This window comes from Cryobacterium sp. W22_MBD10_FK3, assembly GCF_052113745.1.
Lineage (GTDB): Bacteria > Actinomycetota > Actinomycetes > Actinomycetales > Microbacteriaceae > Cryobacterium.
In genome coordinates, this window is record NZ_JBGQOH010000016.1 from 25,174 (window position 1) to 37,667 (window position 12,494).

11 protein-coding genes are annotated in these 12,494 nt (G+C 68.2%); 3 read left to right on the forward strand and 8 right to left on the reverse strand.

Translation table 11 applies throughout. The features are described from left to right. Nucleotides 1-14: 14 nt before the first annotated feature. Nucleotides 15-2,405 (reverse strand): tagaturonate reductase, encoded by a 2,391-nt coding sequence (locus ACEN2M_RS13985; protein ID WP_441648749.1) that lies wholly within the window; start codon nucleotides 2,403-2,405, stop codon nucleotides 15-17. 290 nt (nucleotides 2,406-2,695) lie between these two features. Between ACEN2M_RS13985 and ACEN2M_RS13990 the strand changes: the two genes are divergently transcribed. Beyond that, nucleotides 2,696-3,484, forward strand: a complete 789-nt coding sequence (locus ACEN2M_RS13990) for an IclR family transcriptional regulator (RefSeq protein ID WP_441648750.1) — start codon at nucleotides 2,696-2,698, stop codon at nucleotides 3,482-3,484. A gap of 128 nt (nucleotides 3,485-3,612) precedes the next feature. Here the strand turns inward: ACEN2M_RS13990 and ACEN2M_RS13995 are convergent, their stop codons facing one another. After that, complete coding sequence (locus tag ACEN2M_RS13995) at nucleotides 3,613-3,735, reverse strand: ribosomal protein bL36 (RefSeq protein ID WP_088457279.1); 123 nt, start codon at nucleotides 3,733-3,735, stop codon at nucleotides 3,613-3,615. Nucleotides 3,736-3,783: 48 nt separating this feature from the next. Then, nucleotides 3,784-4,260, reverse strand: coding sequence for a redox-sensitive transcriptional activator SoxR (gene soxR, locus ACEN2M_RS14000; protein WP_441648751.1), 477 nt, complete (start codon nucleotides 4,258-4,260; stop codon nucleotides 3,784-3,786). A gap of 48 nt (nucleotides 4,261-4,308) precedes the next feature. Here soxR and ACEN2M_RS14005 point away from each other — a divergent pair, with 48 nt between their 5' ends. Beyond that, nucleotides 4,309-4,932 (forward strand): superoxide dismutase, encoded by a 624-nt coding sequence (locus ACEN2M_RS14005; protein ID WP_441648752.1) that lies wholly within the window; start codon nucleotides 4,309-4,311, stop codon nucleotides 4,930-4,932. A 100-nt stretch (nucleotides 4,933-5,032) separates the two neighbouring features. Here the strand turns inward: ACEN2M_RS14005 and murJ are convergent, their stop codons facing one another. Continuing rightward, on the reverse strand, nucleotides 5,033-6,619 hold the full coding sequence (murJ, locus tag ACEN2M_RS14010) for a murein biosynthesis integral membrane protein MurJ (RefSeq protein ID WP_441648753.1): 1,587 nt from the start codon (nucleotides 6,617-6,619) through the stop codon (nucleotides 5,033-5,035). Nucleotides 6,620-6,739: 120 nt separating this feature from the next. Here murJ and ACEN2M_RS14015 point away from each other — a divergent pair, with 120 nt between their 5' ends. Continuing rightward, nucleotides 6,740-7,135 (forward strand): ChaB family protein, encoded by a 396-nt coding sequence (locus ACEN2M_RS14015; protein WP_441648754.1) that lies wholly within the window; start codon nucleotides 6,740-6,742, stop codon nucleotides 7,133-7,135. Between the two features lie 61 nt (nucleotides 7,136-7,196). Here ACEN2M_RS14015 and ACEN2M_RS14020 read toward each other — a convergent pair whose 3' ends face one another. The 4 genes from ACEN2M_RS14020 to nagA all read right to left on the reverse strand — a co-directional run bounded on the left by ACEN2M_RS14020 (nucleotide 7,197) and on the right by nagA (nucleotide 12,484). Continuing rightward, a complete protein-coding gene (locus ACEN2M_RS14020) occupies nucleotides 7,197-9,761 on the reverse strand; it encodes an ABC transporter permease (protein ID WP_441648755.1) in 2,565 nt (854 codons plus the stop codon). Further along, nucleotides 9,758-10,606, reverse strand: a complete 849-nt coding sequence (locus ACEN2M_RS14025) for an ABC transporter ATP-binding protein (protein WP_441648756.1) — start codon at nucleotides 10,604-10,606, stop codon at nucleotides 9,758-9,760. Before ACEN2M_RS14025 ends, ACEN2M_RS14020 begins: the two co-directional genes overlap by 4 nt. Nucleotides 10,607-10,699: 93 nt before the next feature. Further along, a complete protein-coding gene (locus ACEN2M_RS14030) occupies nucleotides 10,700-11,269 on the reverse strand; it encodes a pyridoxine/pyridoxamine 5'-phosphate oxidase (RefSeq protein WP_441648757.1) in 570 nt (189 codons plus the stop codon). A gap of 9 nt (nucleotides 11,270-11,278) precedes the next feature. Next, nucleotides 11,279-12,484 carry an N-acetylglucosamine-6-phosphate deacetylase gene (gene nagA, locus ACEN2M_RS14035; protein WP_441648758.1) on the reverse strand — a complete coding sequence of 402 codons (1,206 nt, stop codon included), beginning with the start codon at nucleotides 12,482-12,484 and terminating at the stop codon, nucleotides 11,279-11,281. Between the last annotated feature and the right edge of the window lie 10 nt (nucleotides 12,485-12,494).

Below are 12,494 nucleotides of genomic sequence, written 5' to 3' on the forward strand. Positions count from 1 at the left end.
GAGGTTGGTGGTGTTCAGGCGCGGACGGCGAGGTCGGCGATGGTGGCGCGCACGCCGCGGCCCCGCAGGGAGTCAAAGCCCGCCGCGACCCGGTCGACGAGGCCGTCGACGGCACTGAGGTCGGCGCCCCAAAGGGCGGTGTCGGCCAGGATCGCGGCCACGTAGGCCTCCGTGTTCTCGGCGGCAGCAGCGTAGGCGGCGTGGAAGGTGGCGATGGTCTCGGCGCTGTCGACCGGGGTGATGGTGACAGCGGCGTCGCCGCTGTAGGTGAGCAGCAGGGCCGAGAGCGCCAGGGTGATCCGCGGCGGGAGAGTGCCGTTGGCGGTGTGGAAGCCCAGCAGCACCGGCAGGAGGCGGCTCTTGAACTTGGAGGCGGTGTTCAGGGCGATCGCGGCGAGTTCGTGGTGCATGAACGGGTTCTCGAAGCGTTCCTTGACCGACTCGGCGTATGCGGCCAGTTCGTCGTGCGGGAGGTCCAGCACCGGCATGATCTCCTCGTACATCACCTTGTCGACCAGCGGGCCGAAGTCGGCGTCGAGCATCACGTCGCGCACGGTCTCGACACCGGCGAGGCGGGCGAGGGTGGCCATGGTGGTGTGCGGGGCGTTGAGCAGGAACACCTTGCGCTCGCGGTACGGGGTCATGTCGTCGGTCACGGTGACGTTGAGCCCGGCCTTGGCCAGCGGCAGGGTCTCGGTGAGCTCGGCCGGGCCCTCGATGACCCAGAGCAGGAAGGGTTCGGCCTTGACGATCAGGCGGTCCTCGAAGCCGAACTGGGTACACAGTTCCTCGGCGCGGTCCTTGGGGTAGCCGGGCACGATCCGGTCGACGAGGCTGGAGTAGAAGGTGTTGCTGGTGTTGACCCACTGCACGAACGCGTCGCCGAGCTCCCAGTGCGCGGCGGTGGCCAGGACGGTTTCCTTGAGCTTGTCGCCGTTGTGCTCGATCAGCTCGCACGGAATGAGGGTGAAGCCCTTCTTGCCGAGCTCGAACCGGCGGAACAACAGGGCTGTCAGTTTGCCGGGGAAGCTGGCGTGCGGCCGGTCGGTCAGCTGGTCGTCGGCGCTGAAGACGATCCCCGACTCCGTGGTGTTGGAGAAGATGAACTCGATGTCATCGTCGTTGGCGAGGTCGAGGTAGGCGTCGTAGTCGGTGTACGGGTTGACGGTGCCGTTGACCAGGGTGATGACCTCATGGGTCTGCACCTCTTCGCCGTCCTGCTTGCCCTCGAGCAGAACCGTGTACAGGTTGTCCTGCTCCTCGAGCATGGCCACCAGACCGCCGGCCAGCGGCTGCACGATCTTCACGCCGCCGTTGAACAGGCCCTGCTTGTTCATCTGCTGCAGCTGCCAGTCCACGAAGGCGCGGAGGAAGTTGCCCTCGCCGAACTGGATCGCCCTGGTGGGCAATGCCGTGGTCGGGTGGATGGCACTGGTCAGTCGTTCCATGACGGTCGGTTCCTCTGTTGTCTGGTCGTTCGGGGTGTTCTGCGGTGCGAGCGTGATGGTGACGCCCATCCGGTGGCTGCCGGCGGGAGCCAGGACCATGGCCTGGTCGCGCACGTTGCAGGCCTCGACACAGACGGTCTGGCTCCACTCGGCGTCGCCGTAGTCGCCCATCGCGGCGGCCTTGGCGACGCCCGGGTTCCACACCACGGTCTGGGCCGCGTCGGTGTCGCCCACCAGGATTCGGCGTGCGTTTTGGACGTCGTCGATGGTCACGACGCGGGGCATCGGGTAGACCCTGTCGATCTCGGCACCGACGACGGCCACAGGCAGGGCCGAGCTGGCCGTGATCGGCGGCGTGACGGTGCGGTCGAGGTAGGGCAGGTCGGCGAGGCCGAGCAGCTGGGTCTGGCGGGCATCACCGACGGCGAAGTAGGTGTGGAAGGCGGCCTCCACCGACACTGGCGCGGTGCCGTCGTTCTGCACGGTGAGGGCGAGCGCGAGCGTGGCCCCGATGGTGATCGTGTAGCGCAGAGACACGGGCTGGGCCACGCCGGCCGCGTCGCGGTGCGCGCCGGCGAGTTCGAAGGTGAGGACCGCATCGGCGCCGACGACGACGGCCGCGGTGAGGGTCCACGGCGAGATGCGGGCCCAGCCGTGGTTGGGGGCGGTGGAGTCGGTGGGGTTCGGTCCGAACCACGGGAAGCACACGGGGATGCCGCCGCGGAGGGCCGCGGTGGGCGAGAAGGCGCTGTGCTCGCTCATCCACAGCACGGGCTTCTGCCCGGCCGGAGTCCACTGGGCGACGTGGGCGCCGTGCAGGTAGACGAGGGCGGTCGCAGCGGGCAGGGCGACCTCGACGGCCGGCAGGTCGCCGTGACCCGTCACCATCCGGATGCCCGCAGGCAAGGTGAGGTCGTTCGTTACCGGTGAAACCAGTTCATCCGCAGGTGCCTTCATCGTTTCCTCCTCGTTGAGAATCAGCCGGGTTAGTTCTCCGCTGTTCCGCCTGACAGAACCTAAGTCCGTCACATGAACTCACCATAGCCACGGTCGGATCGAATTGGCAACTTCTCATGGTCGTCAATTTGCCTCAGGCCCCAACTGGGGGTGGCACCCCGATGAATCCGGAATTGTCAAGGGTCCGACGACATTGAATGCCGGGACGCGGAACTCTAATCGCCGCGGTGATTCCATAACCGTGGTTAAATGGTCCGTAAGACAGAACGTCATTTTCTACGGTGGGACACATGGCACAAACGTTTGCGAGCGATATCGACGACACGTCGGTCAAGACCACGAAAGACAATGCCGCGCAGAAGCTCTTGCGGGTGCTTGAGGCCGTGTCGAACCCGGGTGACACCCACCGGCTCAGCGACCTCGTCAAGGAAACCGGGCTCGCCAAGACCAGCGTCTTCCGCCTGCTCAGCGAGCTCATCGACAGCGGCTACGTCTCGCGACGCTCGGATGGTAGCTACGCCCCGGGGCGGTCGCTGCGCCTGCTCGCGCTCAAGCTGACCGCCTCCCCCGACGACGCCGACATGATCGGCGACCGGCTGAGACGGCTGCAGGCCGACGTGCACAACACCATCCACTTCGCCCTGCGCACGGGGGATTTCGCCACCTACGTGGAGAAGATCGAAGACACCAAGCCCATCCAGATCGCGTCCAGAGTGGGCGGTCAGATTCCGCTGCACTCGACGGCCATCGGCAAGGCGATTCTCGCCCACCTTTCCGAGAGCGAGGTGCGCAGCTATGCCGCCCGCACCGGGTTGCACACCCGGACCGAATACACGATCACCGATGTGGCCGCGCTGCTCGCCGACGGTCGGCTCGTGCGCAACCGCGGCTTCTCGATCGACGACCAGGAGAACGAGGAGCACATCCGCTGTATGGCCGTTCCGGTCTTCGACGCCCAGCAGAACCTCGTCGGCGGCATCGGCATCACCACCATCGCGCCGCTCGTGCCGCGGGAGAAGCTCGAGTCCTACGCCCCGGTGCTGATGACCGCGGCCCGCGACGTGACCAGCCTGCTCTAGCGGGCGTTAAACGCGGGAATGGCCCCGGCTGATGCCGGGGCCATTCGCAAGTGGGCTGGAAATGCCGACTCGAGTGCGGCTGGAACGCGGATCGGCCGGATCACACGTGCCGCCGCTGTTGCCGGGAACTACCCCTGACGAGCCTTGAATCGTGGGTTCAGCTTGTTGATGACGAATGTGCGCCCGTGGCGCCGCACCGTCTGCGAACCCTGCATCTTCTTCATCGAACCCAGTGAATTACGCACCTTCATGCTGGCTCCCTTCCGTCGGTTACCCAGATCAACACCGGGCGGCCTGGATTATTCCGCTCCCACGGATTCCGGCGAGTCGAGCACCCGCCGCGGACCGGCGCCGTCGGTGCGCAGCCGGTCGCCTGAGTTCACGACGGCACAGCGGGTCTGCGACAGGCAGCCGCAGCCGATGCAGCCGGTGAGCTCGGCCTGCATCCGCTCGAGAACGGCCTGCTGGCGGGCGAGGTGCTCACCCCAGGTGGCGGAGATGGTGTTCCACTCGGCGCGGCTGGGCGGACGACTATCCGGCAGGTCCTTGAGAATGCCGGCAACCTCGGCCAGGGAGATCCCGTAGCGCACCGACACCTGGATCAGGGCGATGCGGCGCAGCACGTGCCGCGGGAACAGCCGGGCGTTGCCGGCGGAACGCACCGCGGGAATGAGGCCCAGGGACTCGTAGTACCGCACCGTGGAGACCGGCACCCCGGCGCGGGCCGCCACCTGCCCGATCGGCAGGAGATCATTGCTGGACAAGTGCTCTGACACGACGCTTCTCCTTGATCTCAAGTGCACTTGAGACGATATCGTAAGCGGATGACCGCATACACGCTTCCCACGCTGACCTATGACTATGCCGCCCTCGAGCCCGCTATCAGCGGCCGCATTATGGAACTGCACCACAGCAAGCACCACCAGGCCTACGTGACGGGCGCCAACGCCGCTCTCGACCAGCTCGCCGAGGCTCGCGAGTCCGGCAACCTGACCTTCGTCAACAAGCTGTCGAAGGACCTCGCGTTCAACCTGGGTGGCCACGTCAACCACTCCATCTTCTGGACCAACATGTCGCCCAACGGTGGCGACAAGCCCACGGGCGAACTCGCCGCCGCCATCGACGACACCTTCGGTTCGTTCGAGAAGTTCCAGGCGCACTTCACCGCTGTCGCCATGGGCGTGCAGGGCTCCGGTTGGTCGATCCTCGCCTGGGACACCCTGGGCCAGCAGCCCATCATCGTGCAGCTCTACGACCAGCAGGGCAACCTGCCCGCCGGCATCGTTCCGCTGCTCATGCTCGACGTCTGGGAGCACGCCTACTACCTCGATTACCAGAACGTGCGGGCCGACTACGTCAAGGCGTTCTGGACCGTCACCGACTGGGAGAACGTCTCCGCACGCTTCACCGCTGCGCGCGACACGACCTCCGGGCTGATCACGCTCTAGCTTTGTAGCGCCGCGCTCCGCGCGGCTTTACAGGTGCCCCGGCTTCGGCCGGGGCACCTTCTGTTGAATCGCGGGCTTGACTGGAAGGGCGGCGCGCCGCTTATCTGCGGCGTAGGTTGACCAACGTCCGGTCGCCAAGCAGCCAACTGATCGCTGCAAAAACACCCATCGCTGCGGCTCCCGCGGAACCAAGGAGAAATACCTGGCCGCCCAAGCCAGCGGGTATGCCCGTGTAGGTCACCGCCATCCAGCCGACGGCGAAGCTGGCGAGACCCGCGAAGACGAGCCTGACGTATCCGAGATTCGCCTGGTGTCGGCCAACGGGGACATGTCCGAGCGTCAGGAACTTCCGCTGCAGCGCCAGATGAGCCGTCAGCCAGCCCGCGAGGTTTGCGATCGAGATTCCGGCCGCGATGCCCATCACCGCGAGCTCCGGCGGCAGAAATAGCGCGGACGCAGCGGCCCCGGTCGCAGAAAGCACAGCGATCACGAGCTGGGTGAGGAACGGGCCGCGGGCGTCCTGCACGGCAAACGAGGTTCTGTTGAGCACGTAGGCCTGGCTGAACCCGACAAGCCCGATCGCCAGGACCTGGAGCACCTGACCGATGACCGGATTGCCGAAGAAGAGCACCGTGGTGATCAGCGGACCAAAGGCGGCGAATCCCGCGGCCGCAGCAATCGAGATGTAGGCCACCGGCTTCGCGGCCAGGCTGGAAAGTGATTCGGTCTCGGCGATGTTGTGCCGCGCGGCATGTCCACTCATCCGGGTATACAGCGCAGTGGTCAAGGACACCGCAATGATCCCATGCGGCAGGAGCATCAGCAGGTAAGCGATCGACAGCGAGTTCAGACTCGGTCCGTCGATGCTCAGCTCATGCAGGGTCTCGCCGGCGCTGTTGGCGACATTGGCGGTGACCAGGTACGCGGCCTGGCCGGCCATCACTCCCAGGAATGTCCAGCCCGCCAATCTCGACATCTTTCCCAGACCGCTGAATCCCCAGCGGAAGCGAAGCTTGAATCCGATTCTGCGTAGGGGAATCACAAGGAGGGCGCTCTGGATCGCGATCGCCAGAGTGGCAGAGCCGCTGAGGACCGCGACCATCGCAGGGCTCCACGAGTCAACGTCCCCCAACCCGGACGGCATCACGAGCAGAAAGAGCAGGATCCCGGCGATTCCCACCACGTTGGAGATCGCCGGCGCCCACGCTGGCGCACCGAAGACTCCCCGCGCATTGAGGACCTGCGACAGTACCGCGAAGGCGATGAGGAAGAAGATCTGAGGCAAGCACCAGTACGCCATGGACGTTGCGAGGTCTCGCCATTGCGGCGACCAGGTGGATGCATAAATCCAGACGATGGCCGGAGCGCTCAGGGTGATCAGGACGGCAGCTATGGCTCCGCCGACCAGAACAATTGTCAGGAGCCGGTCGGTGTTGTCCTGCCCGACGGAGCCGTCGCTCAGGTTCCGCACAATTTGCGGAACGAGCACAGCGCCGAGCACACCCCCGGCTATCAAGGCGAAGAGGTAGGTGGGGGCCGTGTTGGCGATCTCGAATGCCTGACCGCCGATCGCGGCGCTGGTGCCGCCGATGGCAGCCACCAAGAGGATCGTCTTGAGAAAGCCCAGCGCCCGGGATATCAGCGTCGCCGCCATCATCGACCCCACTGAGCCGCGCACGTTCCCCATGCGCCAACACTCCCACACACCCAACGCACCGCCCGGATCGCCGTGCCAACCTCTTGCAACGGCGAGAGCCCTCGCCTACCGTGACCAGCATCCAGGTCTCCCGGTCAGAAAGGATCCGTCATGCCCGCCTCAGAAGAGTTGCCCTCGACCCTGGCGCGCTCCCCCCAGCACGCCCAGGCGATCTGGTCCAAGGCTCACGACTCCGCGGTCGAGAGCTACGGTGAGGGCGAGCGTGCCCACCGCACCGCTTTCGCCGCGCTCAAACACGAGTACGAAAAGGTGGGCGATCACTGGGAGAAGAAGGCCGAATCCGGTCCGTCCGATGCCAAGGCGGCGGGTGGGGTCGACAGCCCAGCCGGCACCGAAGAGGGAGTGAACGCGAATGCTCCCAAGGCGCACCTGCAGGACCTGGCCAAGCGGCTGAAGATCACCGGCCGCTCCTCGATGACCAAGGCCGAACTGGTCGACGCGATCAAGAAGGAGAACGCCCGCCGCACCCGCGCCGCGGCGGGCTGACCGAGCCTGGGCCGGGCGCCGCAAGGCGGCCCGGCCCAGTAGCGCCGCGGGAGGTTCCGGCTCAGTCGGACACCACGGCGTCGAGCACGGGGAGCCGGGCCGCATGGATCGCCGGCCACAGGGCCGCCAGCACGCCGACCAGGGCGGCGACCCCGAGCATCGAGCCGAGTTGCGCCCAGGGAACCGCGAGCTCGGTGAGCCCGACCTCGGTGAACACCGCCGGCATCACCGAGGCGATCCCGACCCCGACGACCATGCCGACGACGGTGCCGAACACCGCAGTGAGCACCGATTCGATGGTGATGATGCCGGCCAGCTGCAGGCGACCGAGGCCGACGGCGCGCATCAGGCCGATCTCGCGGGTGCGTTCGATCACCGACAGCGCCAGGGTGTTCACGATGCCCAGGATGGCGATGATGATCGACAGCGCCAGCATCGCGTAGAGGATGCCCAGGATCTGGTCGACCTGCCCGGCCAGCTGGCTGGCGAACTCCTCCTTGTCGAGCACCGAGAGCACCACGTAGGGTGCCACCGCAGCGGTGACGTCGGCGCGCACCTCGGCCGACGTCGACGAGGCCGCCGTGGTGACGAGCAGCGAGTCGACAACGGTTTGCGAGGGCGGCACGATCGTGTCGAAGGCGTCGTCGGGCATGATGATCGGCGCACCGATCAGGGCGGTGTCGACGATGGCCCCGATCCGGGCGGATGCCTCCCCCGTCGCCGTCGTGAACGTCACGTCGTCGCCGACCTGCCAGTCGTGGTCGTCGGCAACCCCCTGCTGCACGGCGACCTCACCATCGTCGAACGAGTCGAGGGTGCCGGCGACGGCGTCGAAGTCGAGGGTGTGCCCGATCGACTCTGGAGGGATGGCCACCACGAGGAGCGAGCGTTCCTCGGTGGACCCGCCGGCATCCTGAGTCAGCATCGCCGGGCCGTACCGGAGCACGTCCACCGACTCCACAGTGGCCAGGGCGCGCAGGTCCGCCACCGCACCGACCGGAACCGCCTCGACGGCCGACTGCACCGAGAAGTCGGCGATCCAACCGTCGTCGACGATCGCGCGGGTGGAGACCGTGGCCGAAGCCGCGAGCACCGACGCCGCCCCGACCAGGGCCATGCCGATCATGAGCGCCCCTGCGGTGTTCGCGGTGCGCCGCGGGTTGCGGATGACGTTGCCCCTGGCCAACCGGCCGAGCGGTTTGAACGCGACCACGAAGACGGCGGCCAGGGCGCTCAGGGAATACCGGGCGATGACCGGGGAGAGCACCAGCACACCGAGCACGAGCGCCGTGGCGCCGAGCCCGAGCAGCGCGGGGCCGTCGGGGTCGGGCCGGGACCAGGCCAGGACGAGCCCGGCGACGCCGGCAACGGTGAGGACGTACCCCACGATGCCACGCAGCCGGAGCGACTTGGACCGGGCACCACCGGCGTCACGCATGGCCTCGACCGGTGCGGCGAGGGCGGCCCGGCGGGCGGGCAGCGCGGCTGCCGCGATGCTCACCAGCGTGCCCACGAGCAGAGAGGTCAGCACGGTGGCGGCGTCCAACGGGATGCTTCCGGAGAGGTTCATGCCGATCTGCGCCACCGCAAGACGCACCAGTGACACCAGGCCGAGGCCGGCGGCGATGCCCAGCGCGGAGCCGGCCAGACCCACCAGCGCTGCCTGGATCAGGATGGAGCCGAACACCTGCCCCGGTGAGGCGCCGAGTGCGCGCAACAGGGCGAATTCGCGCATCCGCTGCTGCACCGACATGGCGAAGGTGTTGGAGATGATGAAGGCACCCACGAACAGTGAGATACCGGCGAAGACCAGCATGAACGTCTGGACGAATCCGAGCATGGCATTGATGTCTTCCGTGGCCTCTGCGCGCATATCGGCGCCGCTGACTGTTTCGACATCCGCGGCCCCGGCAGCGCCCAGCGCCTTGTCGATGCCGGCCACGAGCGTCTCTTCGTCCACCCCGTCGTCACCGTAGACGTCGATGCTGGCCACCATGCCGTCTGCGGCATAGGCCGCCGTAGCCGTGGCCACATCGAGGTAGACGATGGTGGCGCCGGCCATCGGGGCGCCCAGCGACACCTCACCGACGACCGTGACGGTTTCCAGCATTCCGGAGAGAACCACCGTGGTGTCGTCGCCGACGGCGAGGCCAGACGACTCCAGGGTGGCGGACTCCAGAGCGACCTCGCCCGCGCCGATGGGCGCGTGACCGGTGACGAAGTCGGAGGTTTCCTCGGGGTAGAGCGCCATACCGAAGCTCGGCGCCTGGGTGCTCACGACGGCGGTACCGTCGGCACCGACGAGCACGATCGGGCCCGAGATCGCCGGCAGCGCCAGCCGCACGCCGTCGACCCGCTCGATGGTCTGGGCCAGCGCCGCCGGCACGGGTTCGCGCACGTCGCCGGCGGAACTGCCGTTGTCACTGGCGCTGGCCGCGGGTTCACTGCCGCGCACGTACGCGTCACCCTGGGTGGAGCTGGCGACGATGCCCGAGAAGGTGGAGCCCATCATGGTGCGCAGCGAGAACGTGCCAGCCACGAAGGCGACCCCGAGGGTCACGGCGAGCAGCGACAGGAGAAACCGCACCAAATGGGCGCGGATACCGCGAAGGGCGACCCTGGTCATCGCTGGGCCGATCCGGTGGGAGCGGAACCGGTGCCCGAGCCGGCATCGGACTCGGCATCGGACTCGTCGCCGAGCGAGCGCATCACATCGAGCACCGAGGCCTGGCTGGGGTCGGTGAGCTCGTGCACGAGCCGGCCGTCGGCCAGGAAGAGCACCCGGTGCGCGTAGGCGGCCGCCCTCGCGTCGTGGGTGACCATGACCACGGTCTGGCCGAGGTCGTCGACCGAGCCGCGCAAGAACGTCAGCAGGTCGCCGGCGGATTTCGAATCGAGGTTTCCGGTGGGCTCGTCGGCGAACACCACGGCCGGTTGGGCCACGAGGGCGCGCGCGCAGGCCACCCGCTGCTGCTGGCCGCCGGAGAGCTCGCTGGGCCGGTGGTGCAGCCGGTCTTGCAGGCCGACCGCTGCCACGACGGCGTCGAAGTGGGCGCGGTCCACCGGACGCCGGGCGATGTCCAGCGGCAGGGTGATGTTCTCGGCCGCGGTGAGGGTGGGAATGAGGTTGAAGGCCTGGAAGATGAATCCGAGCCGGGTGCGCCGCAGCGCCGTGAGCTGGCGCTGGGACATGCGGCCCACGTTCTGGTCATCGACCACCACGGTGCCGGCCGTGACGGTGTCCAGGCCCGCCATGCAGTGCATGAGGGAGGATTTGCCCGAGCCCGACGGGCCCATGATGGCCGTCAACTCGCCCCGCGCGAAGTCCACGTCGATGCCGTCCAAAGCCCGCACCTCGGTGTCGCCGGAGCCGTAGGTCTTCACCAGTCCCCTGGCGTACGCGATCACGGATGCCGGCGGCGCCTGAAGCGAGCGCGCCGGGTGGTTCGAGAAGAGCGTCGGGGTTGTCATGCCAGTCCTTTACGGTCGGCAGCGCGGGCGCGCTGGGGTCGATCCCCAGTGTGCTCCGGCTTCCGCGCCGCGGCATCGGGACGAACCCTGGCTTTACCCTGAGTGAACCCTGAGCGCTGGCCCCTCAGCGGGGAGGTCGTAACGGTGGCGAATGTGGTGCCGGTCGGCGCTGGCCTGCCAGAACTCGACCTCGGTCGGGCGCAGCGCGTAGAGCTGCCAGGCCGGGTTGGTGCTTTCGTCGGCGGCGGGGCGGGCGGCCCAGTCCCTGGCGGAGGCCTCGATGGAGAGTTCGACGACCGGGCCGACCAGCCGCACCTGGCGACCCAGCTGGGACCAGTAGAAGTTCATCGCCGCCTGCGGGTTGGCCGCCAGTTCACGGCCCTTACGGGAGGTGCGGGCTGAGGCGAACTGCCAGCCGTCGGCGTCGAGGTCCTTGAGGATCAGCATCCGCGACGAGGGCACTCCGGCCGCTCCCCCGGAGCCGGCGCCGACGGTGGCGAGGCTGAAGGCGTGCGGCTGCCGCACCCCGGCGGCGAGCGCCTCGTCGAGCCAGCCGAGGAAGAGTTCGGTCGGGTCGGCCGGCGCGGTGGCCGGGTCGAATCCGGGCAGATCGGAGGGGAAGTCGGGCAGGGCGCGGAGGCGGCGTCTCAAGATGTCACTCACGCCGCGAGCCTAGACCCAGGAACCCTCGTGCAGGGTGGCCAGCACGTGCAGGGCCGGGTCGAGCAGCACCAGGTCGGCCCGAAGGCCGGGCTGGATGCGGCCCCGATCGTCCAGGCCGAGCAGGTCGGCGGGGTTCTGGCTGGCCGCGCGGATCGCCAGTGGCAGCGGCACCCCGGCGGTGAGAACGGCGTACCGCACCGCGTGGCTCAGGGTGAGCACACTGCCGGCGATGGTGCCATCACTCAGCCTGGCCTGGCCGTCGGCCACGCGCACATCCAGGGCGCCCAACTTGTAGTCGCCGTCCTCCGCGCCGGCCGCGGCCATCGCATCCGTCACGAAGACCGGGCGTGCGGGGCTCTCAGAGATGAGGCGCACCACGGCGGGGTGCAGGTGCACGCCGTCGGCGACCAGCTCGGCGAACACCGCGGGGTTCTGCAGCAGGGCCAGCGCCGCGCCAGGTTCGCGGTGGTGCAGCGGACGCATGGCGTTGAAGACGTGGGTGCCGGCGGTCGCGCCGGCCGCGATCGCGGCCTGGGTGAGCGTGTAATCGGCGTCGGTGTGGCCGATCGCGGCGACAGCGCCGTATTCCACGATGCGGGCCACCGCGGCGAGGCCGCCGTCGAGTTCCGGCGCGATGGTGACCATGCGCACGGCACCGCCGCCGGCACTCATCAGGGTGTCGATGCTGGCCGCATCCGGCATCCGCAGGAGCTCCTCGGCGTGCGCGCCACGGTGTCGGGGGCTCAGCCACGGGCCTTCCAGGTGGATGCCGGCAAGCAGACCCTCGTGCACCAGTACGGCGAGCGCACGCACCAGACCTTCCATCTCGTCGAGGGGGGCCGTCACCAGGCTGGCCATCATGGTGGTGGTGCCGTGACCAAGATGGGTCTGGATGATCCGGGCGGCGACCGCTCTGGTGTCCGGATCGTTGAAGCTGACGCCGCCGCCGCCGTGGTTGTGGGCGTCGACGAAGCCGGGAGCCAGCACGGCCTCCGGCAGCACCACATCCGCCGGGCGAGGCGGTTCCCCGGCGCCGACGTCGACGATGCACCCGTTCTGTACTTCAACCCAGCCGGGTGAGAGTTCCCTGCCCGGCAGGATCACGGTTCCCGCATGGATCAGCAGTGCCGTGTCGGTACCCGGTCCGGCGTCGCCGGTGAACGACGCTGCGGCTGCGCTGGGCGCGACGACGGGTCGGGTATTCAACGCAGTCATGCGAGGGCCT